22 protein-coding genes are annotated in these 22,745 nt (G+C 50.2%); 16 read left to right on the top strand and 6 right to left on the bottom strand.

Translation table 11 applies throughout. The annotated features are described in order from the left end of the window. The first annotated feature begins 155 nt into the window (after window positions 1-155). From ACXAGC_RS08890 to ACXAGC_RS08880, 3 genes are all read left to right on the top strand, one after another. A complete protein-coding gene (locus tag ACXAGC_RS08890; protein ID WP_474844089.1) occupies window positions 156-2,516 on the top strand; it encodes a TonB-dependent receptor in 2,361 nt (786 codons plus the stop codon). An 82-nt stretch (window positions 2,517-2,598) separates the two neighbouring features. Then, complete coding sequence (locus ACXAGC_RS08885; RefSeq protein ID WP_474844088.1) at window positions 2,599-3,999, top strand: MFS transporter; 1,401 nt, start codon at window positions 2,599-2,601, stop codon at window positions 3,997-3,999. 3 nt (window positions 4,000-4,002) lie between these two features. After that, a complete protein-coding gene (locus ACXAGC_RS08880) occupies window positions 4,003-4,983 on the top strand; it encodes an alpha/beta fold hydrolase (protein WP_474844087.1) in 981 nt (326 codons plus the stop codon). On the opposite strand, the gene ACXAGC_RS08875 is transcribed toward ACXAGC_RS08880, so the two are convergent. Next, on the bottom strand, window positions 4,974-5,867 hold the full coding sequence (locus tag ACXAGC_RS08875) for a LysR family transcriptional regulator (RefSeq protein ID WP_474844086.1): 894 nt from the start codon (window positions 5,865-5,867) through the stop codon (window positions 4,974-4,976). The two genes, ACXAGC_RS08880 and ACXAGC_RS08875, sit on opposite strands and share 10 nt — an antisense overlap. 141 nt (window positions 5,868-6,008) lie before the next feature. Here ACXAGC_RS08875 and ACXAGC_RS08870 point away from each other — a divergent pair, with 141 nt between their 5' ends. The 4 genes from ACXAGC_RS08870 to ACXAGC_RS08855 are packed head-to-tail and all read left to right on the top strand — an operon-like array spanning window position 6,009 to window position 9,609. Next, window positions 6,009-7,028, top strand: coding sequence for a carbon-nitrogen hydrolase family protein (locus tag ACXAGC_RS08870; RefSeq protein ID WP_474844085.1), 1,020 nt, complete (start codon window positions 6,009-6,011; stop codon window positions 7,026-7,028). 2 nt (window positions 7,029-7,030) lie between these two features. Then, window positions 7,031-8,101 (top strand): LLM class flavin-dependent oxidoreductase, encoded by a 1,071-nt coding sequence (locus ACXAGC_RS08865; protein WP_474844084.1) that lies wholly within the window; start codon window positions 7,031-7,033, stop codon window positions 8,099-8,101. Between the two features lie 37 nt (window positions 8,102-8,138). After that, window positions 8,139-8,717 (top strand): NADPH-dependent FMN reductase, encoded by a 579-nt coding sequence (locus ACXAGC_RS08860; protein WP_474844083.1) that lies wholly within the window; start codon window positions 8,139-8,141, stop codon window positions 8,715-8,717. Then, window positions 8,614-9,609 (top strand): NmrA family NAD(P)-binding protein, encoded by a 996-nt coding sequence (locus tag ACXAGC_RS08855; protein WP_474844082.1) that lies wholly within the window; start codon window positions 8,614-8,616, stop codon window positions 9,607-9,609. Before ACXAGC_RS08860 ends, ACXAGC_RS08855 begins: the two co-directional genes overlap by 104 nt. 67 nt (window positions 9,610-9,676) lie before the next feature. Here ACXAGC_RS08855 and ACXAGC_RS08850 read toward each other — a convergent pair whose 3' ends face one another. The 3 genes from ACXAGC_RS08850 to ACXAGC_RS08840 are packed head-to-tail and all read right to left on the bottom strand — an operon-like array spanning window position 9,677 to window position 12,136. Beyond that, entirely contained in the window at window positions 9,677-10,426 is a 750-nt protein-coding gene (locus tag ACXAGC_RS08850) for a maleate cis-trans isomerase family protein (protein ID WP_474844081.1), read from the bottom strand. A gap of 8 nt (window positions 10,427-10,434) precedes the next feature. Then, complete coding sequence (locus ACXAGC_RS08845; protein ID WP_303573209.1) at window positions 10,435-11,463, bottom strand: NADP-dependent oxidoreductase; 1,029 nt, start codon at window positions 11,461-11,463, stop codon at window positions 10,435-10,437. 34 nt (window positions 11,464-11,497) lie between these two features. Continuing rightward, window positions 11,498-12,136: a glutathione S-transferase family protein gene (locus ACXAGC_RS08840; protein WP_474844080.1), complete on the bottom strand. Its 639-nt coding sequence runs from the start codon at window positions 12,134-12,136 to the stop codon at window positions 11,498-11,500. A 208-nt stretch (window positions 12,137-12,344) separates the two neighbouring features. On the opposite strand from ACXAGC_RS08840, the gene ACXAGC_RS08835 reads away from it, so the two are divergent. The 3 genes from ACXAGC_RS08835 to ACXAGC_RS08825 all read left to right on the top strand — a co-directional run bounded on the left by ACXAGC_RS08835 (window position 12,345) and on the right by ACXAGC_RS08825 (window position 15,519). Beyond that, complete coding sequence (locus ACXAGC_RS08835) at window positions 12,345-13,019, top strand: hypothetical protein (RefSeq protein ID WP_474844079.1); 675 nt, start codon at window positions 12,345-12,347, stop codon at window positions 13,017-13,019. 69 nt (window positions 13,020-13,088) lie between these two features. Then, the gene (locus tag ACXAGC_RS08830; RefSeq protein ID WP_474844078.1) at window positions 13,089-14,681 is read left to right on the top strand and encodes an FAD-binding oxidoreductase; all 1,593 of its coding nucleotides are present in this window, start codon (window positions 13,089-13,091) and stop codon (window positions 14,679-14,681) included. A 16-nt stretch (window positions 14,682-14,697) separates the two neighbouring features. Beyond that, the gene (locus ACXAGC_RS08825; protein ID WP_474844077.1) at window positions 14,698-15,519 is read left to right on the top strand and encodes an aldo/keto reductase; all 822 of its coding nucleotides are present in this window, start codon (window positions 14,698-14,700) and stop codon (window positions 15,517-15,519) included. A 30-nt stretch (window positions 15,520-15,549) separates the two neighbouring features. On the opposite strand, the gene ACXAGC_RS08820 is transcribed toward ACXAGC_RS08825, so the two are convergent. Continuing rightward, window positions 15,550-16,491, bottom strand: a complete 942-nt coding sequence (locus tag ACXAGC_RS08820; protein ID WP_474844076.1) for a LysR family transcriptional regulator — start codon at window positions 16,489-16,491, stop codon at window positions 15,550-15,552. Window positions 16,492-16,577: 86 nt separating this feature from the next. On the opposite strand from ACXAGC_RS08820, the gene ACXAGC_RS08815 reads away from it, so the two are divergent. The 4 genes from ACXAGC_RS08815 to ACXAGC_RS08800 are packed head-to-tail and all read left to right on the top strand — an operon-like array spanning window position 16,578 to window position 19,749. Beyond that, window positions 16,578-17,114, top strand: coding sequence for a cupin domain-containing protein (locus tag ACXAGC_RS08815; RefSeq protein ID WP_474844075.1), 537 nt, complete (start codon window positions 16,578-16,580; stop codon window positions 17,112-17,114). A gap of 2 nt (window positions 17,115-17,116) precedes the next feature. After that, on the top strand, window positions 17,117-18,532 hold the full coding sequence (locus tag ACXAGC_RS08810) for an MFS transporter (RefSeq protein WP_474844074.1): 1,416 nt from the start codon (window positions 17,117-17,119) through the stop codon (window positions 18,530-18,532). A gap of 3 nt (window positions 18,533-18,535) precedes the next feature. After that, a complete protein-coding gene (locus tag ACXAGC_RS08805; protein WP_474844073.1) occupies window positions 18,536-19,369 on the top strand; it encodes a phytanoyl-CoA dioxygenase family protein in 834 nt (277 codons plus the stop codon). Continuing rightward, on the top strand, window positions 19,369-19,749 hold the full coding sequence (locus ACXAGC_RS08800; RefSeq protein ID WP_474844072.1) for a cupin domain-containing protein: 381 nt from the start codon (window positions 19,369-19,371) through the stop codon (window positions 19,747-19,749). Before ACXAGC_RS08805 ends, ACXAGC_RS08800 begins: the two co-directional genes overlap by 1 nt. On the opposite strand, the gene ACXAGC_RS08795 is transcribed toward ACXAGC_RS08800, so the two are convergent. Further along, window positions 19,732-20,442, bottom strand: a complete 711-nt coding sequence (locus ACXAGC_RS08795; RefSeq protein WP_474844071.1) for a GntR family transcriptional regulator — start codon at window positions 20,440-20,442, stop codon at window positions 19,732-19,734. The genes ACXAGC_RS08800 and ACXAGC_RS08795 overlap by 18 nt on opposite strands. Before the next feature lie 237 nt (window positions 20,443-20,679). Between ACXAGC_RS08795 and ACXAGC_RS08790 the strand changes: the two genes are divergently transcribed. Further along, window positions 20,680-21,741 (top strand): aromatic ring-hydroxylating dioxygenase subunit alpha, encoded by a 1,062-nt coding sequence (locus tag ACXAGC_RS08790; protein ID WP_474844070.1) that lies wholly within the window; start codon window positions 20,680-20,682, stop codon window positions 21,739-21,741. Then, entirely contained in the window at window positions 21,738-22,679 is a 942-nt protein-coding gene (locus ACXAGC_RS08785) for a PDR/VanB family oxidoreductase (protein WP_474844069.1), read from the top strand. Before ACXAGC_RS08790 ends, ACXAGC_RS08785 begins: the two co-directional genes overlap by 4 nt. Window positions 22,680-22,745 lie beyond the last annotated feature (66 nt).

Below are 22,745 nucleotides of genomic sequence, written 5' to 3'. Positions count from 1 at the left end.
TAAGATAACAAATGAGGTTTGCCTATGGTGGTTCAGACAGCTCTTAACCACACAGTCAAAGCAGTATCTTGACCACCGCCGGTCCGCTCCATTACCAGCACACAAAGATGTGTTTTAACCGGTGGATTATAAAACTACAACAACAAGGTTAAATCATGGAAAACAAGGCAAACGCGAAACTCAATAGCATCACAAAAGGGATCCTCAGTCTGGCCACATTAGCCGTTAGCGGTCAGGTCTGGTCGGAAGAGGCTGCTTCTCAGTCTTCAGGCGTGGAACGTATCGTCGTTACCGCTAAAAACCGTGCCGAGCCGCTACAGGAAGTGCCGCTGGCGATCAATGCATTCTCAGAAGAAGAATTACGCAATAACCAGATTAACGAAGTCCGCGATCTGCAGGACATTACCCCGAACCTCTATCTGGCCGGCGGCAACCGGAATGATCCCACCGCAGTGGGTATGCGGGGTCTGACGCCAAACACCTCTGATGAGCGTTATCAGGGCGTATCGTTCTTTCTTGACGGCATTCCGTTAAGTGGTCAGCTGGCATCTTTCGGCTTTATCGGCATTGACCGTATCGAAGTCATAAAGGGGCCGCAAGCAGCCAGCTTTGGCCGCGCAACATACAGCGGCGCCATAAATTTTGTTACCGCAACGCCTGATGCTAATGAAACCGAAGGTGAGTTCCGTGCGTCTGCCGGAACTGTTTCCGGCGGTGCTGACAACAGTTATTCTGTGGCAGGCTCAATTGAAACCCCTTTAATTGAAGACAAGCTGTGGCTGAATGTGGGGGCGACCAAATTCCAGAACGGTGGTGTGGCAGAGGCTACCGACGACGGTACATCTATTGGTCGTGAGCGATCGGAAATTGTCACCGCGCAGTTATATTATGCACCGTCAGATACATTATCTGTGAAGTTCAGAACCATGTATTCCCATGACGAAGATACCGGTCAGCTGGCGGTTATTCAGCACCCCAGAGACTGGGTTGAAAATGGTGCTGACCTTATCACTCTGCCCCGGGCAAGCGGTTCCTTTTATCCGTCAGTGGTGCCAGACCCTGATACCGGCACAATCGCCAGCTTCGGCGCGGCGGGAACGGCCAGAGACCGTTATTTTTCTTCTCTGATTGTCACCAAAGATATTGCTGATTACCGTCTGGTTTACAGCGGGGGTTATTACAAAAGCGAAGACGACAGGGATGCCGCATTCTCAACCCGTGCGTATCTGCCGGGGCAGGATCCGGTATTCGGCGATGTGGTGGGCACCGACGAAGTCAGCCTGACGTTCTATGCAGGTTTTACTTACCCGTCACGGGAAATATTTAAGAATACCAGCCATCAGTTACTGTTACTTTCACCCGATGCACAGGATTTACGCTGGCGCGCCGGTCTTTATTACTTTTGGGAAGAAGACGAAACCCAGTTTACGTCTCTGGCGAGTGACGTGAACCCTTCTGGTACTGCGCGGGTGGATGAAATGCAGAACTATGCTGCGTTTGGTGGTCTCGATTACGATATCACTGAGCAACTGATGTTCAGTGCTGAAGGCAGGATTGCCACAGAAAAAGTCATCTACAACGCCTGCCCGCAATGCACCACGCCGATGCCTGAAGAGGGCAGCAACAGTTCCACTAACTTTTCTCCGCGGCTGACACTGACTTACAAGCTGTCAGAAGACAACATGATTTACGGTTTGTATTCATCAGGCATAAAAAGTGCGAGGTTGAGCCGAGTTGTGATTGATGGCGTACCGCAGGCCATTGCGGCAAAACCGGAAGAGCTGGATAACTTCGAGCTTGGTTCTAAAAACCAGTTTCTGGACGGCAAAATGATGCTGAATCTGGCGGCCTTCTATCAGGATGTGTCTGATCAGCAACTTACCAGTTCTAATAACCTGGAAGTGGGCGATCAGATAGTGCCGCTGACTTACGTTGATAACGTGGGTAACTCTGAAGTTTACGGTTTTGAAGCAGAGAGCAAGATTGCTGTCACAGACAACTTGTCTTTATCTGCCTCAGTGGGCTATGCGCACCATGAATTTGTAGACAGCGATCCCTTCGTTATGTCTGCTACATCTGCATGGGGCTTTGAAGGAGAGAGCGGCGACCCGGTTTCTCTGAACGGTAAAACTCAGACTAACGTGCCGCGCTGGAACGGCAGACTGGCAGGTGAATACTTTGTACCGGATGTTTACAACAACATGAGTTTGTCAGTCCGTGTTGACGGTAATTATCGCGGTGAGTTTTACGCGGATTTATCAAACCTTGTCACGGTTGAAAGTGCATGGACCTTCAACAGCCGCATCACTCTGGCGGACGATATTCTCGATATCTCACTTTATGGCCGGAATATTTTCAACCAGGACCGTGCTATCGGAACAGGACTGGCGGGCGGTTCTGCGCCTTGCGTGTTCAATGAAAACAACACTGCTTTGTACGGCAATAACCAGTTGTGCCTGAGTATTGCTGCGCCACGTCCTGCAGAATTCGGTGTCGAGGTAGGCTACAAGTTCTGAGAAATCACAGGAGGGCTTGTATAAATGTTGTTGCCGGCCCTCCTCAAATATAGGCAAGAACAGAATAATAAAGGGGAACAACATGGCAAATGCGCAAGCAGAAAGTCCGGGAGCTGACGGTTCAGCTGTAAAACCCGATCGCATCCAATATAAAACGTTCTATTCAACCGGTGGACGGTTAACTATCGCCGCCCTGATCATTACCGCTGCACTCTGTACCATGGACAGAATGGTGTTATCAATGGTGGTTGATCCGTTACGGGCTGACTTAGGCCTCACAGAAACCCAAATCGGCGTATTACAGGGCTTTTCTTTTTCTTTGCTTTTCGCTGTTTGCGGCATCCCTCTGGGATTAATGGCAGATCGCCTTGCAAGGAACAAACTACTGGCCTTTGCAGTGTTAACCTGGAGTGTTGGCACACTGGCCTGTGGCCTGGCAAACAGTTTCGAGTCTCTATTTGTGTTCAGAATGCTGGTGGGAGCGGGCGAAGCAGCACTCTGGCCTGTGGCCATATCTTTGATTGGTGATTTGGCCCCGAAAGCCTATCGCGGCATGCTCATAGGCGGGTTGATTGTCGGGCAATTGTTCGGAGGCAGCTTTTCACTCATTGTTGGCGGGCAGGTGCTGGAGTCGGTTACCGCCGGCAGTCTCACACATTTACCTGTAATTGGTTCCTTTGAGGGCTGGCGCTTTCTGTTTATCTTGTATGGCAGCTTCGGTACCCTGGCTATTTTACTGCTGCTTACCGGTAAGGAACCACCAAGGGAAATAGTGTCTGAAGCAGCGTCAAAGAACCCTTTCAGTGGTCTTCGTGTTTTTTATGATTTCTTCAGGGCCAACTGGAAATCGGTGGGTTCTCTTTACTTACTGACAATGGTGGTTGCTGTTGTGCAGTATTCCGGATTCGCCTGGAATGTGCCGCTTATGCTTCGCCGGTTCGATATCGGGCCACAGCAAGTGGGTCTGATCATGGGCATCATGTCTTTTGCAGCCGGTGCGGCGGGCTCGCTTGCCGGCGGATTTGCGGCAAAGAAAACCGGCAAAAGCCCGGTGAACCGGTGCAACGTGATTATCTTCACGTATTGTATTTGCATCAGTTACGGATTGATTGCGTTTAACCCTGCGCTTTATACCACTGTGTTTCTCATTGCTATTCCATCGGTGCTGCTTGCCATGGCGGGGGTAATGTCTCTGGTTATTCTGCAGGATATTGTTCCTTCTAATATGCGCGGGGTAGCGACATCAGTGAACCATCTTTTTGCCAGCCTGATTGGCGCATCCATTGGTCCGGTACTGGTGGCCATGCTGACCCAGCATGTGTTTAAAACTGACGATATGGTCGGTGTTTCTCTTGGGCTTGTAGTGGGTCCTGCTATGGCGCTCGCGGCTTTCTTTGCATTCACCATCAAAAAAGAAATCGTGAAAAAGTATGACGGCATGGAAGCGTCTGTGGCTGATATGGCGAAGCCGGGAAAAGGATAAAAAATGCATTATTTACTGAAATGGTTTTTAGCCGTTCTGGCAGTGTTGTTTATTTCTGCAGCGGCCATCATTGGCTCTATGCGTGCCGGATGGTGGAATCCCTCCCTTGAAGAGGTAAAGGCAAAGCATGCCGGTGCACCGTCAGAATTTATTAAAACAGGTGATGTTACCCTGCATGTTCGTGATGAAGGGGAAGGGCCGGCTGTCATTATGCTTCACAGTTCAATGACTAACCTGCGTATTTACGATGGCTGGGCGGAGGCGCTGAAAACCGGTTACCGTGTCATCCGGATAGACTGGCCACCTTACGGATTATCTGATGATCCTGAACCTTCAAAGGGCATGCCCGGTGTGGTTACGCTGCTGGAACAGTTTGTTCAGCAGCAAAACATTTCTGAGTTTACTCTGGTGGGCAGTTCCAGCGGTTCAACGATTTCAGTGTTATATGCTGCGAAACATCCTGAACAGGTAAAAGCACTGGCACTCTCTACATTGCCATTGTCTGCACCGCCCACCTCTGAGCCTCCTTTTCTGGTGGATATCTTTCAGTATATTCATCAGAACTGGACGCCGGGTTACTTACCGGAAGCCTATTTTTCGGCATTCCTCGGCTGGTTGTATGGTGAGCCTTCCAGGCTGACACCGGAAACCGTACGCTGGTATTACGAAACCAATAATATCCCGGGTAAGTTCGCGCTGGTGAAGGCCTATTATGAAGCGAATCTGGCTGCGGTGTGGTCGAAAGGTGCGAAAGAGGAAGCTTCACAGGTTACCGCGCCGATCTTATTGCAATGGGGCGACAGGGACGCCGTACTGCCGGAATATCTGGTGGAAAAAGCCGTGGCTGACTTTCAGAGTACACAAGTCGATGTGATCCACTACGACGATGTGGGTCATTACCCCATGTTGGAACTGCCCGGTAAAACCGGTGAAGATCTGAAAAAATGGCTCGACGGGGTATATCAGAGAAAAGGTCAGGACTGACTGATTTTCTTCAGTGCCGCAATAAAGGTTTTTTCACTACGGGAGAGCAGTGCCTCAGCGCGCCAGAACAGGCCGACGGGGCGCATGTAAGCGGTCTCGCCGAAATCAATTTTGATGAGCTCTCCCGCATTGATTTCATCGGCATATTCTCTGTGATTGCCCATTGAAACCAGGTCGCAGTTCAGCAGGCAGCCTTTCATCAGCAGAAAGGACGAGGTGCGCAGGCCGATTTGCGGGCGGGGAAGGTTGTGCATATTAAAAAGTTGTTCCCAGCGTTTATACATCACAGGGTTATCCGGCACTATCCACCGTGCTCTGGTTAAATTTTTCAGGGAAGGCTTGCCGTTTTTCAACAGCGGATGATTAGCCCTGAGCAGAATGCTGGCGCCTTCTACAGACAACTCTTCAAAGGTGAGTCCGTTCATATCCAGGTCCGGTGCTTTAGAACCCAGCGCCATTTGCAATCGTCCTTCCCGTACCCGTTCCAGCAGTTCATGAAAACTACCTTCTTTGACAATCACCTGAACATTCGGATCGCTGATTGCCAGCATTGAAATAGCCACGGGCAGGCGGTTTACCGTGAACATGCTTTCTGTCCCGAGGGTGAGTTTTTCTTCGCGCCTGTTACGCAAAGAATTGATGGTTGCCAGTGCCCGGTCCCGCTCAGTCATGATGATCCTTGCATGGGGCAGCAGTTCTTCTCCCTGGGCAGTCAGATATATTCCTCTGGAACTTCTTTCAAACAGCTTTATATCCAGCGCATCTTCGAGCATCTGGATACTGCGTGACAAAGACGGTTGCGATATAGCCAGCGCTTCAGATGCCTTATTAAAACTCCCTAAGTCGGCCACGGTGACAAATCTGCGTAACTGGCGGATATCCATATTCTTGCTCGCTGCATTTGATATAAGTGTATGACTTATCCTGCTATAGAATAACTCTATAATCAATGCGTATTTTCATGTAGAAATATTATACCCCTGTCTCTAAGGTAGCTTAATCCGGAACAGATCAGGGAACCCGTTATGCCAGCTATTGAGCGGTACAACATCGCAATGTGTAATGCGCCTGTCAGGCCTGCTTTCAATGCAGATGGCACGCTCTGCAACAAGACACTGCAAGCTAATATCGCGCTGTGCTGCGCACGGATAAAGCATGCGGCAGAGTGCTACAACGCTAAGGTGGTCGTGTTTCCTGAATTCACCTTTACCGGCTATCAGCAAATGGACTATGAGGGCTGGCTGAAGGCATCAGTCACTATGCCCGGTCCCGAAACAGAGGCATTTGCTGAGGTGGCTGCTGCCACCGGCACTTATGTTGTTATCCAGGCTGCTGAAACCCACCCAGATATTCCCGACAGATACTTTTTATCGTCCGCATTACTTACACCTTCCGGTGAAGTTGGCATGGTGTACCGGAAAAATTACGGCATTTCCCTGCGCACCAGTCCGAATGATGTATTCACTCAATACACGCGGGTATTCGGGGAAAGCGGTTTCTTTCCTGTATACGCCTGTGAACTCGGAAACATCGGCATGCTGATAGGCGCTGAGCCTCACTGGCCGGAAGCTGTCCGCAGTCTTGCCTTAAACGGCGCTGAACTCATTGTTAATTCTGTGGCTTCCCTGACCGGTGTGGATTATATGCAGCGGGAGGGCGCTGCCAGTGTAAGAGGCGTAAGAGCATTCGAGAATCAACTGTATTTCGCCATGGCGAATGTGCAGGGGGAGTTAGCGGCAGCATCTGCCTGTTTTGATTACAACGGTAAGAGTATCGCTGTTAAAGCCGCCGGCGATGAAGACCTGGTCATCGCTGAAATAGACATTACCGCGTTGCGAGAGGCGCGAAAAAAACCAGCCACCAATTTTCTTGCGCAACTTCAACCCGCTATACACAGCCCGGTTCAGCAGTATCCACTGTGGCCTTCGGATGTGTTCGCACAGGCGCCTGCTGCAGACGCTTGTGCACTGCTGAAGGTTGAACAGGATGCCTGGCAGCGGTTTCTGTCAGCAGAAGATAAACACCCATTAGTGAGGGAGAACTGATCATGCCTTGTGAAATCGTAGGATTGCACTTTTACGCCGATTCTTCGGAGCTGCGTCCGGTGGACACAGTTTTTGATACACAATTTGCTGTTGATTACGCCATTGCCCACGAAGAGGCCGGATTTGACCGCGTGTTAATCGGTCAGACAGCTACCTGGCCGGACGGCTTTGCCATCGCCAGTCATATCGCTGCGGTCACCAGCAAACTGAAGTTCATGGTAGCACACCGTCCGGGATTCATCGCACCTACTATGGCTGCCCGCATGTTCGCCACGCTGGACCAGCTTTCCGGTGGCAGAGCGGGGGTACACATCATTACCGGCGCCAGCGACAAAGAACTGGAATGCGACGGCGATTTTACCAGTAAAGAAGAGCGCTACTATCGCAGCCGGGAATACATCGATGTATTACGAATGATATGGGGAAGTCACTCGCCGGCAGATTTCAAAGGTGACTGGTACCGCTTCAATCAGGCGTTTTCCAAAATCAAACCGGTACAAGCCGTTCTGCCTGTCTTCTGGGGCGGTGCCTCAGACCTTGCTGTAAAGCTGGGTGCGGAATGCGCAGATGTGTATGCCATTGGCCCGGGTACACTTGAACAAACCCGCGCCTTAATCGCAAAGTTTAAAGCCAGAGCGGCTGAGTTTGGCCGTAACCCGGGGAGCTCAATGTCAGTGCGGATCATTGTCGGCGACACCACAGAAGAAGCCTGGAAGAAGGCAGAAAATGTTCTGGAGCGGGTGACGCAAATTCAGCAGGACGGCACAAAGATTGGGCGGGATAAGGGAAAGGATGATCTCGCAGCCAGCCATTTAATGGCACTGGCCTCGCAGGGGGAATGTTTGGACACCTGTTTGTGGACCGGCGTTGCAAAGGCCACTGAAGGGCGCTTACAGGCAATGGCGCTGGTGGGGACGGCTGAAGAAGTCTCTGATGCTCTGCTTGAATATTACCGCGCCGGCGTAGACCGGTTTCTGATCAACGGCTTTGACACCATTCAGGACGTCAGACTGTTCGGACGGGATTTGATACCCATGATTAAACAAAAAGTCAGCGCCGAAGATGCGCGCTGAACTTGCCTTCATATTCACACTGCAAACAGAGAAAAACATGACCAGACCAATGAAAATTGTGGGGATCGGAGGCACGACCTCTGAAAACTCATCAACTGAAAAAGCACTCGCTGTTGCCCTGGCTTCAGCGAAAGAAAGAGGCGCTGATGTAGAGCTTATCGGCAGCAATACGCTGGCGGCACTGCCTCACTATGCTTATGGCGTTGTAGAGCAATCAACAGAGGCCGCAGAATTTGTCGCGAAAATCAGGCAGGCAGATGGCTTGATCCTGGCGACACCCTGCTATCACGGCTCCGTGTCAGGGTTAATGAAAAATGCCCTCGACTATGTCGAGGAGACGGCAAAAGACAGCAGAGTGTATCTGGACGGTGTACCAGTGGGCCTGATCGTCAATGCCTACGGCTGGCAAGCCATCGGGCCGACATTAACCACCATGCGTTCGATAGTGCATGCCTTGCGCGGCTGGCCGACGCCTTTCGGTGCCGGTATCAAAGTCAGTAGCGGGCTGTTCGATGGCATGCAGGTCACCGATGCTGACATTGCCGCTCAACTGGCGCTGGTGGGCAGTCAGGTTGCTGATTTCACTGCACGAAACCAACTGGCAGCAGCCAGCTAATAAAATAACAATAATCAGAGGCACGGGAAAAATGATACTGGTATTTGGATCGACAGGCAGAACAGGAAGAGCATTGATTTCGCAGCTCCTTAAAAAAGGCGAAAAATTGAGGATCATGGTGCGTAACGCCAAAAAGGTCAGAGAGCTGCGGTTGCAGGGTGTGGATGTTGTTGAGGGAGAAATCGATAACTACCATATTCTCAGTCAGGCGTTTGAGCGGGTGGATAAAGTGTATATGTTGCTGGGCAACAGCGAACATCAGCTTTTTCTGGAAAAATTAATTATCAATATGGCGCTGGAGAAAGGCGTCAGTCTGGTGGTGAAGCAATCCTCGCTGGAAGCACTGCCGGATTCAGATAAACCTATCCCGAAACTGCATGTTGAAAGTGAGCAGTATTTAAAGCGTTCGAGGCTTAACTGGGTGATGCTCAGGCCAACCTTTTTCTCTCAGATGTTATTTCTCTGTGCAGAGGGCATCGTAAAAGCTGATAAGCTCGCATTTCCCATGTCAAACGGCGTTGTCGCAATGACAGATGCAAGAGATGTTGCGGAGGTAGCTGCTCATGTGCTGACCACATCGGGACACAGCGGGAAAAGTTACGATATTACAGGGCCGGAGCTGGTTTCTTTTGAAACTGTCGCCGCAATTCTCAGTAAAGAGCTCGGTAGAGAGATAACCTATACAAGCACACCATTGGAAGACTTCAGAGCCAGGCTGGATCAGGTTGTTGAAGATAAATGGCGGGTGAATGCGGTTTGTGAGGAAATTAATTTTCTGGCTAACGCGCAACACGGATATACCACGTCTGTTGTTTCAGATTTGCTTGGTCGTCCTGCAAGAGGCGCAAAAGATTTTATCAGTGACTTCAGACAGGCATTTACACCGGAGTAGCCGATATTTTTGGCGGGCAACGTGTTTAGATAAGGCAGGTGAGCTTACAACCCACCTGCGTTTTTATTTAAAACTCAGACAGCAAACGGCCAAAGCCGGAAATTTTATCTTCAATACCGTTGGCACGCAGAGCATGCCAGTATGTGGCAGTGTTAATAGCGATAACCGGCTTGTTCAGCTCCATCTCCAGACGTTCAGCTTGTCTGGCCATACACAGGTTCGTACCTACCTGCACGATGGCGTCAACGTCATCTCCGTTCAGCGCGTTAACGGTTTCGCGAACCGTTGAGGGCGTTACCCGGGCAATATCGTGCCAGCTAGGACATTGAAGAGGTTTATCCCGCACTGTTTCATAGCCGTGGTCGCTGAGGTAGTTTGCCACTTCGGCATTCGCCACCGGATAGTATGGTGACAGGAAGGCGATTTTTTTAATGTTGCCGTGAGCTTTCAAAGCTGCGGCAACAGCTTCAGAACCCAGAGAAATTTTCAGACCGGATTTAGACTGGATATTGTCTTTCCATTTCTGTGCGCCTTCAGCACCACCGTAAAAGGTAACCGCAGACATACCCATCACCAGGTAGTCAGGGCCCATGGTGAGCACACCTTCTACTGCTTCGTAGGTTTTACGGTCGATTTCCAGTGTTCCCTGCATAAAGGTTTCATTAGAAATGGCACTGGCATTTTTAATCACAATGCGGCTGTAGTGATTCGTTACGCCTGCCGGACGCATTTCTGAAAATTCAGGTTCTACAATTGTGTTGGTTGAAGGACCCAGTACGCCAAAGCGGGCGCGGTAACCTAATATATCTCTTTCCATGTCAGCTCCTATAATTGTACAACGCGGATGCCGCAATCGGCGCCGTTAAACAGACTCTCAAGGGCGGCGGGGGCAGACAGTAAGCCGTCGTAAACTACTTCCGTGGATTTCATCTGTCCGCTGTGATACCAGTCGATCAGTTCCTGTTCTGCACCCGGGAATGACTCGTGGTAATCCCACACGAAAAAGCCTTCCATGCGTGCGCGTTTGTAAATCACGTTGTAGTAGTAGCGCGGACCGGGTAACGGTGGATCGGTATATTCAGTGGCAATCTGTCCGCAGATAACCGCGCGGCCGCGCAGAGCAATATTCTTCATTGCCGCATCCAGCGTGTCACCGCCCACATTATCGAAATACACGTCGATACCGTCGGGGCACAAGGTTTCAAAACGCTCGTATAAATCTTCAGATTTATAATCAATGGTCTGGTCGACACCCACTACGTCTTTTAGCCACTGACATTTTTCCGGGCCTCCGGCAATGCCAATGACGTTACAGCCTTTAATTTTGGCGATTTGCGCCACAATCGAGCCTACACCGCCGGCAGCAGCAGAGACGACTACGGTATCACCGGCAACCGGCTTACCGATATCGAGGAAGCCGAAGTAAGCTGAAAAGCCGGAAGAGCCCAGAATGCCAAGGTGCAGATATAAAGGCGTTTGCGGATTCGTGACCTTTTGCAGTGTTTTCACCAGCAGGCCTTCAGTGTCGCCACTCTGAACAGAGTAGTCCTGCCAGCCGGTTGAGCAGGCAACGACTTCCCCTTCTTTAAAATCTTCATGTCTGGAAGCGATAACCGTACCTACACCACGGCCACGCATTACATCACCAATTTCAATTGGCTCGTGGAAACGGCTGGCTTCACCCATAAGATAAGCTCGCTGGGCAGGTGAAAAGCCAAGAGCATCGGTTTTTACCAGAAACTCACCGTCTTTCAGTGCGGGCACTTCAGACTCCGTCACCTCAAATAAATCCATACTGACGGCTTCGCCTTGCTTTATGTGTTTTTTCAGGCGTATTTGCCGGTTGATTGTCATCCCAGATTCCTCTCTTGTTCGTTTTATTCGGGTCTTATTTTTTTGTAAAAGCCGCAAACCCTGCCTGCATTTCCTCTAACACGGGGGCGATGCAGGAAGACGCCTGACAGGCCTGCCACCACTTGTGTAATTCAGCGTGAAACATCAGTGGAGACGGGCGGTTAAATTTGAGTGCCAGGGTTTCGATGTACCAGGCATTGGTCGCCATCGCGAAATCGCCGGTGTGCCAGGGCGTCGTACTTTCACCACGGCTGATACGCCAGCTCTGCCAGCGTGAAAGTAACAGCTCCAGTGGTTGCCACAGGATGGCGCTGTCTTCATTGGATAAGGGCTTGCCGGCTTGTTTGAAAAGTGCAAACAGCGCCGGTGCAATATGGGTATTGGCCATGCTGACTGTGGTCCGCACGCTGGCTTTATCAAACGGGGTTTTCGGTAAACAGGGTGTACCGTCAAATTCGTCTTCGATGTATTCCGCAATCGCCGCCGATTCTGAAATGGTGCGGCCGTCATCAAGCACCAGTACCGGAATTTTGGCTAAAGGATTAAGGCGGGAAAATGCATCGCCGGCAGGGCTGCTTTCCGGTTTGCGGATATCAATATCCAGACCCTTTGCCAGAATTTGCATGCGTAAGCGCGCTGCATAGGGCGAGTGTGGCAGACTAATTAAATACATAACTTACGCTCCGGAATATCACTTAATGTATTAAAGGTATGACAATAAACATTAATTGGGTTAGATTCAAATGCTGTTGTTACTTATTTGCATGTACGCACTGTATTACTTATCAATTAATCACGAATTGATAATTGTTAAGGCAGCCAGATTCCCCTGTCTCATAAACTTGCCGCATAGCATCATTGTTCTGGATTTAGGGGAAATTATGTACGAACTGAGTATATTGCGGTGGATTCACATCGTTGCCATGGTGTACTGGCTGGGTGGTGAATGGGGCGTCTTTCAGACGGCTTACAACATTGTTAACCGTAAGCTTTCGATGGAAGAAAGGCGTCGACATTTAGAAACCGCATACCGTATCGATATCCTTGCCCGCACTGGTATTATTTTGTTATTACCACTGGGCTTACACATGGGTCATATTTGGGGGGTGCAACCCTATGGCGGAACTACTCTGGTGGTAATGTGGATTGCGGTAGCAATCTGGCTGAGCCTATGCTGGGCGGCATTCTTCTTCCGTGAAACCGATAAGGGTATCCGGTTGACCAAAATGGATGAAAGTGTGCGCTTTGTGCTTATTCCAGTCATGATGATTTGTGCAATCGGTACCTTCCTGGGTTACGGCCCGTTTGCCACCGGTGAAGGGCAAATGTGGTATCCAACAAAAATATTTATTTTTGCCTGGCTGCTGGTGATTGGTCTGAAACTGCGTTTTATCATGCGTGAGTGGACTGTGATTTTCAGGCAACTGGCACAAAAAGAAGATGAGGTACTGGAAGCCCGTCTGGAGCAACAAATCAGAATGTCCCGTTATCTTGCGTATCTTTACTGGATTGGCATTCTTACCGTTGCCTTCCTCGGTGCAACGAAACCATTCTGAGTTAGTGGCAGTGCGTTTGTACTGCTTTTTTATTGCAAGATACTGCTGTAAACAGGAGAGTTCTATCCTATGAATACCGTTATTTCGCCCGCTGTGATTGATTCAGTTACGAATATTACCGGCCCTCAATATCTGCTGACTGACCCTGCGTCATGCGCGCTTTATGCTCAGGATGTATATACCAAAGCAATACCCGCGGGTGCAGTTGTTCAGCCCGGCAATCTTGATGAACTGAGTCAGGTTATCAAGACCCTGGTTGAGAACGGCATTGTGGTTATTCCCCGGGGGGGCGGCATGTCTTATACCTCTGGCTATGTTCCCGTTGCAGAAGGTGCCGTCATTATCGATGGCAGTCGAATGGATAAGGTGCTTGAAATCAATGAGCAGGATATGTATGTGACGGTTGAAGCTGGATGTACGTGGAAGACGTTGCACGAAGCGCTTGAGGCCCGCAATCTCAGAACCCCATTTTGGGGAACTTTGTCAGGGATCCACGCTACGGCCGGTGGCGGTGCGTCACAAAATGGCATGTTCTGGGGCTCAGGTCAATTTGGTCCTATCGGTGACTCTATCATCAGTATGCAGGTTGTGATTGCTGATGGCACTATCATATCAACCGGCGCGGACGCGCAAAAAAATGGCTCTCCATTTTTCCGCCATTTCGGTCCGGACCTAACCGGTATTTTTATCGGTGACAATGGGGCGTTGGGAATGAAGGGGACGGTAACCTTGCGCCTTATGCCGTTGATAAAAGAAAAAGACTATGTGTCTATGGAATTTAGTTCTGGTAGCGACGCATTGGAAGCGATGAGTGAGATTTCCCGTCAGGGACTTGCCATGGAGTGTTTTGGTTTTGACCCATCCCTACAAGAACAACGCAAGAAGCGGGAAAGTCTGTTAACCGACGCAAAAGCGTTGGCGGGTTTTATGAAGTCGGCTGGTTCTTTTAAAAAGGCACTTGTTGGCGGTGCAAAAATTGCGCTGGCCGGAAGGAGCTATATGGACGATCTGGGCTTTACTATTCAGGTCATTATTGAAGAAAGTAGTGAGCAGTCTGCCAATTTGAAAGCCGATAAAGTCCGGCAGATTATAAAAAAGTTCAATGGTCGTGAAATTGAAAGCACAATTCCAAAAGTCTTGAGAGCAAACCCTTTTGGGCCGCTCAATAATTCTGTCGGACCTAGTGGCGAGCGTTGGGTGCCTGTTCATGGTTTATTTCCACATTCTAAGATTGTTGATGCCTGGAAAGCGTCTGAAGCAGTTTTTGAACGTCACCGCGAAAAATTGACTGAGTATAAGGTGATTACAGGCTATTTGTTTGCAACTATTGCGACCAACGCTTTTGTGCTTGAACCGGTATTTTTTTGGCAGGACGAATTAAAAGAGTTACATGAGAAAACTGTCGTACCATCGCATTTCGCTAAGTTGACAAAATATCCTGAGAATCTCGAAATTCGAGCTTATGTTGATAAGGTAAAAAGTGAGTTAGTAGATTTGTACAGTGATTTGGGTAGCTCACATTTTCAACTCGGAAAGTCCTATCACTATGCGACAGGTATGAAACCCGAGTCTTTTGGACTTATTCAGGCGATCAAGTCTTATCTGGATCCGAAAAACCTGCTCAACCCGGGCGCACTGGGCTTCACACCTGATAACCGTTGAAAAGAGCTGAACGCGTATGTTGAAATATAGTTTGCATGATGGCAACACACTGCCTCCTGTGGGACTGGGTGTGTGGCAGGCCAGCAATAAAGAAGTGGAAAGCGCCGTCGACTGCGCTTTCGGTCACGGTTACCGCCTGATCGATACTGCCAGTATTTATGGGAACGAGGCCGGAGTGGGTCATGCCCTCAAAAACAGCGGGTTGCCCAGGGAAGCTTTTTATATCACCACGAAATTGTGGAATACCGACCAGATGCGGGTACAGCAGGCGTTGGAAGAAAGTCTGACTAAGCTGCAACTGGACCATGTGGATTTATATTTAATCCACTGGCCGGCGCCGTCTCAAGGGCAGTTTATTGATGCCTGGAAAGGTCTGCTGGCTGCGAAGGAGCAGGGGCTGGTGAAGTCGGTGGGGGTGAGTAATTTTCAGCCTGAACATATTCAACGATTGCAGCAGGAAACGGGTATTACGCCGGTTGTGAATCAGATCGAGTTACATCCTCTGCTATCCCAGCCGGAGCTGGTGGACTGGTGTCAGAAGGAAAACATTGCCGTGCAGGCATGGAGCCCGCTGGCGCAGGGGGGTGCGGATGTATTTAATTCAAAAACGGTCAGTACGCTTTCCCGTGGATACGGAAAAACTCCGGCTCAGATAGTGCTGCGTTGGCATTTACAGCGCAATGTGTGCGTGATCCCTAAATCGGTAACACCTGAGCGGATACGTGAAAATATTGATATTTACGACTTTTCATTAAGCAAGCAGGATATGAAAGCCATGGATGCGCTGAATGAAAATCGCCGTCTGGGGCCGCATCCCGACACGTTTGTGAATGTCTGATCTCTGCTGAACCAGCCACCTGACAGCTTGTCAGGTGGGCTGATAGCTTTCCTGCCACACCTCTTCAATCAACTTTCTGGCCCACCGCTGGGCAGGGTCATTATCACTGCGCCCGTGCCACATGAGCAGTCCTTCATGAGGTTCATTCCAGCTGAAAGGGGCGGCGGTCACATAAAAATCAGGATGGTTCACATAGGGTAAAGCAATGCTTCTCGCCAGCGTGCACACCAGGTCGCTTTGCGGCACAACATGGGCTACGGCAGACGGGTGGGGGGCGACCAGCCCGACACGGCGCTTTAAGCCTTTTCCTGTCAGTAAATCATCAATCCAGGTTTTCTCAACATGGCCGGTTGCCATGATGAGATGAGGCGTTGAGACATAACCTTCCAGGGTCAATGTTTTTCCGGCAAGAGGATGACGGGCAGACATTACACATACCAGGTCGTCTTCAAATAAGCATGTTTTACGAATACGGTTGGGTAAATCCAGTGAGGACAGTGACTGAATAACACAAAGCATATCCACATGCTTTTTATCCAGTGCATCCAGAAACAAATCAGGCAACACCGGATGAACACGAAGGTTCATCCCCGGAGCCTGAGAGCCCATCTTTTTGAAGAGCGGTGCCAGGAACAGTAACTGATCCATTTGTGACACACCGATGGTTACGGTGCTGCTGGCACTGGCAGGATCAAAGTCTTTCTCGTTCACCAGTACCGTCGAGAGCGACTCCAGACTGAATTGCAAAGACGGCGCGATTCTGTGGGCATAGTCTGATGGTACAACGCCTTTGGGGACTTTAATAAACAAGGGGTCTTCAACAATATCCCGCAGGCGGTTAAGCGCATGGCTGACCGCAGACTGGCTCAGATGAAGCGACTGTGCAGCCCGGGTAATACTGCCTGTACGATAAATAGCATCGAAAACAACTAACAGATTGAGATCGAACTTTCCGTTATGAATTGAGTTCATTATTTGCATGCTCATTATGAGTTAGACAAATTAACCATGCCATTAAATAATCAAAATGTATAGAGAACAGCCACGAGGACGCTGAAATGGAAAAAAACAATAACACCCGTCGACACTTTCTGAGCACAGCTGTAGCCGGTGCGGCGTCTGCAATGATGCTCCCTGCCATGAAAGTACAGGCAGATACACTTTCTGCGGTGACTGCCGGTGAAAAGTGGCCAAACCGCTTCTTCAATTTGTTCACCAACGAGGACGGGCTCGCTGACATGCGGGAAATTCCGCTGAACAGCGCGACAAAACGGGTCTCCCATTACCTTATCCGACATGATGCTGCGCGGGTCACCATAGGCGGCATGGAGCCCAATTTGCTAATGGACTGGCACGTTGCCAACCAGCCTAACCTGATCATTCCCATGTTTGGTACGCTGGTGGTTGTATTGCGGGATGGCCGGCGCTTCGAACTGGTGCAGGGCGACATTCTGTTTGCCGAAGATTGCACCGGCAGCGGTCATAAATCCGGAGCAGGCCCGGACGGGCAGTTCGGTATCTCCGTACAACTGGACAAATCTTTTTGCCCGGCTGCCGGTGACTCCTATCTTTCTTCTCTTCTGCGGGATCAGTAATTATGGAAGCTACACAGACGGCTCAGCCACAGGTTACCGCCGGAGAAACGCCTGCTAAACAAAGTTTGCCATGGCGCATAAAGCTGGGCTGGGGTCTGGGTTCTCTGCCGTTAACCGTGCTCAACATGGCAATCAGTGTATTGCTGCTGCGCTTTATGACCGACTCGCTGGGCGTAGCGGCTTCGGTCGCAGCCACGATCTTTGCCGTGGCGAAAGTCTGGGATGCGTTCAGTGATCCACTGATGGGAATTCTGTCCGACCGTATCCGGACGCCCTGGGGCCAGCGGCTTCCCTGGTTGCTGGGAGGCGGGCTGCTGAGCGCGCTGGTGATAATTTACCTGTTTGCGGCACCGTCATTAAGCATGACCGCCCTGATTATCTACCTGCTTGCCGGAAAGCTGCTCTATGCGACTACCTATACCATGTATATGGTGCCATATATGACCATGCCGGCAAGTCTTACCGCCAACTATAACGAGCGGACAGAACTGATGTCTTACCGGGTTATCTTTTCTTCGGTAGGCACAATGATCGGGCTGTCGCTTGCCCCGGCACTTCTGGCTTACTGGGGCGCAGATAAAGCCGGTCACATGAAAATATCGCTATTTTTGGGACTGGTTGCCGGAGTGACCGTTTTAGCCAGCGTGTGGTGCCTGCGTATCGCGCCGGAACGAAAAGTAGTTCGCCAAACCAATTATCCGCCATTCTTTGAACAACTTAAATCTGCGTTGGCGAATAAGCCTTTCATGTGGCTGATGAGTGCCAAACTAAGCTACTTCTTTGTACTCACCTTAACGCTTTCAACTTTTGCATTTTTCACCAAACACGTGTTGCAGGTGTCAGATGCAATGATTGGTTTTTACATGGGCATTCAGTCGGTTGCGCTGATTTGTTCGCAGCCCGTTTGGTTATTTGTAGCTAAGCGGTGGGGCAAGCAACACGGTTTCATGCTGGCCTGTCTGTTGTTCGGCCTGACCCATCTAAGCTGGCTGTTGGCAGGACCCGGTGAAGCGGCCTGGTCCATCGCTGTGAGAGCGGTTGTTATTGGGATAGCCGGTGGTGGTACTTTTTTGCTCAGCCAGTCCATGCTGCCGGATACGCTGGAATATGACGCGTTGAAAAATGGTACAGACAGGGCAGGCATGTTCACCGGGTTGTACATTCTGACGGAAAAATTATCCGGCGCACTGGGCGTGGCCTTTGTCGGGATGTTCCTGGGAATAATGGGCTATCTGGAGTCTACCGATGGCGTTGCGGTAGCACAGCCTGAATCTGCCAAAACGGCATTGTATTTCTGTATTGCAATCCTGCCCGCTCTCATTCAGTTACTGAGTATTTTCTTTATGTCCCGCTACCGCCTGACAGCAGATGACCTGGCGGCACTGCGTGACAAAACTACGATTATGGAAAAGGAGTAAGTCATGAATTCTGAACCTCTTAACGCGGTGACTGAAGAGGATAAAGCGGTCTATCAACGGGATGGCGTGGTGTGTCTTCGTCAGATGTTCGACAGCGAATGGATCCAATTATTGAAGTCACATATTGAAGATGTGCGAAAAGCGCCGGAAGATTTTGGCGTGACAGGGCCCTCTCACAGTGCAGGAATGATCTCTGTGTGTTACATGTGGCGCAAGCCCGGTCCGGTGCGGGATTTTATTATGCAGTCCCCGTTAGGTCAGATTGTTGGCGAAACCATCGGTGCTGATTTCATCCGAATCTACCACGATCATTTGTTCGTCAAGCCGCCTCAGTCTCCTAAAATCATGCCCTGGCACAACGATGAATCCGCATGGCCGGTTAAAGGTGAAATGGCGCCGAATATCTGGGTTGCACTTGACCCGGTCAGCAGTGAAAACGGTCGTGTAGAGTTCCTTGCCGGCTATCATAAACATTGTATTGAAAACGATATTCACTATGGCTTTGCTCCGGATCAGGGGGCAGGTTTGTGCCCCAATTTTGAAGAAGAACGGAACAATCCTGATTTCCCTTTTGAGTTCGTGGGCTTTGACATGCAGCCGGGTGATGCGGTGATTTTTCATCCTATGACACCACACTTCTCGAAAGGTAACTTTTCAGAAACGTTGCCCAGAAGCGGGTTAGCTGTACGCGTATTTGGCAGTGATGTGACCTGGTGGAACACGCCCTATAAAGCGCCTATTCCGGATGTCACCGACTTACCGGAAGGGAAAGCACCGGAAGGCGAGTACTTTCCCGTTATCTGGGAAAAGCCCTCCGCGAAGGGCCATGCTGCCTGATGGCACGGATTATTACCGTTTACTGTGACGAGAACGGACTTTCGGCAGCGATGGAATCATCGTTGCCGCACGTCTTTCCCCCCTCTCCGTTCTATCATGATGCAGCAGAGAGCTGGTGTGTGATCACCGGAACCCGGGGAGATTTTGGTGACTGGCATACCGTGACATCGCCGTTATTGTCGATTGTATTAACCGGTGAATGGGAAGTGGAAGTTGAGTCCGGCGCTACATTCCTGATGAAACCGGGCGATATGCTATTCGCTAACGACACAACGGGGAAAGGACATCGCTCCCGGGTTGTTTCTCAGGTGCCATGTACTGTTGCCGGCGTCGGCATCAATTCTCTGCCGGCCCCTCTTTGCTCACTTTTGCCCGGCTAACCGGTACACTTTCACGGATGAAGAGTCCCGCACAGCATCAAACCGCACCAGTGCAGCATGGGCGTGTTCTTTCATTAAGGCTTCGGCACGCGCTCCCTGACGGTTTAGCAACGCATCAACAATGGCATAGTGCTGCTGGTGTGCGTAAAGCAGGCGCCGGTATTCCCTGGCGCTGTCTTTCGGATCAAATACCATGGCGCTGACCGAGGCCATGGGTAAAAACTCGTTGGGCTGTAATGCCGCCGCAATGGCAGGATTGCAGCTGGCTTCAAGGATCACCGAGTGGAAGGTGTTGTTCATCTCTACATAACGCTGAACATCATCATCGGTGAGTTCGCCGTCAGCAAAAATCTCATCGCCCTCATGCAGGCATTCTGCTAACTGTGCCTGATGCGCTTCGCTAAGGCCTTTCTCTGCCGCCAGCCGCGCGGCCAGTCCTTCCAGCACGCCACGCACTTCCACAGAGCCGTTTATATCTTCCTGATTAAGATGACGAACCTGATAACCACGTCGCGGGAGTTTGGTAAGCAGTCCTTCCTGCGCTAACTGTCTGAATGCAATACGTACCGGGGTGCGTGATACACCCAGCGCTTCTGCGGTGGGGATTTCCGCCAGTCGCTCACCCGGAGCAAAATCACCGGAAAGGATTTTGTTTCTCAGAATACTGATAACAGCGTGTTTACCTGTAACCACAATGAACCTGTTGTTTATGCTGTACAAACTGACACAAGCATACACGCCCCCGCGAAAAACATCATGTACTCCGTGAGACAACGCGCATTTCATTCTTTGGATCCATTCTTGTTTGTGAAACCGGATTATCGCTATTCTTTAGCCCGAATAATGATCTATTGGATCCAATATCAAAGTTAGTGTAGAGTTAATACCGTTACTTTACTTTAACATTGGATCCAATTTCAGGGTGTTCCTATGACGACGTTTATGAAAAATACCTGGTATGTGGCGGCAGCGGCTGACGAGGTCAATGCCACTGCGCCACTTGGCAGAACCGTATGCAATATCGATATTGCTTTTTATCGTGATGAAACAGGGGCAATTCAGGCCGTTGAAGATTTCTGCCCTCACCGGGGAGCTCCCTTGTCGCTGGGTTATGTGGAAGATGGCAAGCTGGTATGCGGTTATCACGGTTTGCAAATGGACAAAACCGGTAAAACTTACTCTATGCCCAATCAGAGAACGGAACGTTTTCCCTGCATTCGCGCTATTCCTGTTGAGGAAAAGTATGGCTATATCTGGATATGGCCCGGCGACAAAGAAAAAGCCTGTGTGTCTGACATTCCTCATCTCGAGTGGGCAGAAAGTCCTGAGTGGGCGTACGGCGGCGGGCTGTATGAAATCGCCTGTGATTACCGGCTGATGATAGACAATCTCATGGATTTAACGCACGAAACTTACGTACATGCCACCAGTATCGGACAAAAGGAAATTGATGAAACACCGGTAAAAACCACTATGGAAGGTAAGCAGGTGGTGACCAGCCGGTTTATGGAAAATATTATGCCTCCGCCATTCTGGCAGGCTGCAATGGAGATGAACGGGCTGGATAAGAATGCGCCGGTAGATCGCTGGCAAATTTGCCGTTTCGACTTACCCAGTCACGTGATGATTGAAGTGGGCGTAGCTCTGGCCGGTAAAGGCGGGTATCACGCACCCGATGAGGTGAAAGCCAGCAGTATTGTGGTGGATTTCATCACGCCGGCGACCGACACTTCTATTCTGTATTTCTGGGGTATGGCCAGAAAATTCAAACCGCAGGATCCTGCGCTGACCGATAAGATTCGCGAGGGGCAGGGTAAAATTTTTGCCGAAGATCAGGAAATGCTGGAACGGCAGCAACGGAACCTCAGCCGCTATCCTGAACGTCATCTACTGAAACTGGATATCGATGCTGGCGGTGTGCAAGCAAGACGCATGATCACAAAAGCTATCAAGCTTGAATCGGAGTCTTCTGCTGCGGAGCAGGTGGCATGATTAAAGCGACAGTCGTCTCTAAAATATTACTCAATGATTCGGTATGTGAGTTAAAGCTGGTGGCTGAAAATGGCCTCCGGTTGCCTGAGTGGCAAGCCGGTGCACACATTGATGTGCAGTTGCCGGGTGATTTCACCCGTCAGTATTCCCTGTGCGGTCAGCCGCAAGATAATCATTACACCATCGCCGTTTTAAAAGACAAACAAAGTCGTGGCGGCTCTGTGAGCGTGCACGAAACTGTGCAGAAAGGCGATACGCTGATCATCAGTGAACCCCGCAATCACTTTGCTCTCGATAACAGCGAAGCGCCCTGCTACCTGTTTGCTGCGGGTATTGGTATTACGCCCATTGTGACCATGGCTGAAGCCTGTCAGAAAGCAGAGCGGCCGTTCCGTGTTTTCTATGCAGTTGCTGACGACAAACGAGCCGTGTATGCAGACCGGCTCGGGCCGGCATCCTGTGTACACGTTATCAGTAAAGCTGCATTCGCCGGTAAGCGGGTTGATCTGAACAGTTGTTTTTACGGTGTTCCTGATAAAGCACAGGTGTATGTGTGCGGGCCGGGCGCGTTCATACAAGATGTGCTTAATGCGGCAAAGAACGCCGGGTTATCGCCTTCACAACTGCACCGCGAGTTTTTCACCGCAGCAGAAACAGATACCTCATCAGATAAAGCATTTGAGATTGAACTCAAATCCAGTGGTGACATCTTCACCGTGAATAAAGACAGCACAATCCTCTCGGTACTGGAAGAAAATGACGTGTTTGTGCCGGTTTCCTGTGAAGAAGGGGTGTGCGGCACCTGTGTCACCGGCTTGCTGGATGGCGAAGCCGATCACCGCGATGTCTTTCTCACCGACGAAGAAAAACAACAGATGAAACTGATCACCCCTTGCTGTTCGCGGGCCAGAAGCGGACGCTTAGTGCTGGATCTGTAGAATGCTGAAAAACTGAATCGTGAATGTGCGTCAGTATATTCACGATTTTAAGCGTTTCTTCTTTAA

Source organism: Alteromonas sp. AWJ4_197, assembly GCF_056160285.1.
The sequence above is the reverse complement of the archived record's forward strand: the minus strand, read 5'-3'. Positions and strand labels throughout refer to the sequence as shown.

What these genes read in the sequence shown, in the direction of transcription:
- ACXAGC_RS08890 (WP_474844089.1), top strand. Translation starts at nt 156, where the DNA reads ATGGAAAACAAGGCAAACGCGAAACTCAATAGCATCACAAAAGGGATC.
- ACXAGC_RS08885 (WP_474844088.1), top strand. Translation starts at nt 2,599, where the DNA reads ATGGCAAATGCGCAAGCAGAAAGTCCGGGAGCTGACGGTTCAGCTGTA.
- ACXAGC_RS08880 (WP_474844087.1), top strand. Translation starts at nt 4,003, where the DNA reads ATGCATTATTTACTGAAATGGTTTTTAGCCGTTCTGGCAGTGTTGTTT.
- ACXAGC_RS08875 (WP_474844086.1), bottom strand. Translation starts at nt 5,867, where the DNA reads ATGGATATCCGCCAGTTACGCAGATTTGTCACCGTGGCCGACTTAGGG.
- ACXAGC_RS08870 (WP_474844085.1), top strand. Translation starts at nt 6,009, where the DNA reads ATGCCAGCTATTGAGCGGTACAACATCGCAATGTGTAATGCGCCTGTC.
- ACXAGC_RS08865 (WP_474844084.1), top strand. Translation starts at nt 7,031, where the DNA reads ATGCCTTGTGAAATCGTAGGATTGCACTTTTACGCCGATTCTTCGGAG.
- ACXAGC_RS08860 (WP_474844083.1), top strand. Translation starts at nt 8,139, where the DNA reads ATGACCAGACCAATGAAAATTGTGGGGATCGGAGGCACGACCTCTGAA.
- ACXAGC_RS08855 (WP_474844082.1), top strand. Translation starts at nt 8,614, where the DNA reads ATGGCATGCAGGTCACCGATGCTGACATTGCCGCTCAACTGGCGCTGG.
- ACXAGC_RS08850 (WP_474844081.1), bottom strand. Translation starts at nt 10,426, where the DNA reads ATGGAAAGAGATATATTAGGTTACCGCGCCCGCTTTGGCGTACTGGGT.
- ACXAGC_RS08845 (WP_303573209.1), bottom strand. Translation starts at nt 11,463, where the DNA reads ATGACAATCAACCGGCAAATACGCCTGAAAAAACACATAAAGCAAGGC.
- ACXAGC_RS08840 (WP_474844080.1), bottom strand. Translation starts at nt 12,136, where the DNA reads ATGTATTTAATTAGTCTGCCACACTCGCCCTATGCAGCGCGCTTACGC.
- ACXAGC_RS08835 (WP_474844079.1), top strand. Translation starts at nt 12,345, where the DNA reads ATGTACGAACTGAGTATATTGCGGTGGATTCACATCGTTGCCATGGTG.
- ACXAGC_RS08830 (WP_474844078.1), top strand. Translation starts at nt 13,089, where the DNA reads ATGAATACCGTTATTTCGCCCGCTGTGATTGATTCAGTTACGAATATT.
- ACXAGC_RS08825 (WP_474844077.1), top strand. Translation starts at nt 14,698, where the DNA reads ATGTTGAAATATAGTTTGCATGATGGCAACACACTGCCTCCTGTGGGA.
- ACXAGC_RS08820 (WP_474844076.1), bottom strand. Translation starts at nt 16,491, where the DNA reads ATGAACTCAATTCATAACGGAAAGTTCGATCTCAATCTGTTAGTTGTT.
- ACXAGC_RS08815 (WP_474844075.1), top strand. Translation starts at nt 16,578, where the DNA reads ATGGAAAAAAACAATAACACCCGTCGACACTTTCTGAGCACAGCTGTA.
- ACXAGC_RS08810 (WP_474844074.1), top strand. Translation starts at nt 17,117, where the DNA reads ATGGAAGCTACACAGACGGCTCAGCCACAGGTTACCGCCGGAGAAACG.
- ACXAGC_RS08805 (WP_474844073.1), top strand. Translation starts at nt 18,536, where the DNA reads ATGAATTCTGAACCTCTTAACGCGGTGACTGAAGAGGATAAAGCGGTC.
- ACXAGC_RS08800 (WP_474844072.1), top strand. Translation starts at nt 19,369, where the DNA reads ATGGCACGGATTATTACCGTTTACTGTGACGAGAACGGACTTTCGGCA.
- ACXAGC_RS08790 (WP_474844070.1), top strand. Translation starts at nt 20,680, where the DNA reads ATGACGACGTTTATGAAAAATACCTGGTATGTGGCGGCAGCGGCTGAC.
- ACXAGC_RS08785 (WP_474844069.1), top strand. Translation starts at nt 21,738, where the DNA reads ATGATTAAAGCGACAGTCGTCTCTAAAATATTACTCAATGATTCGGTA.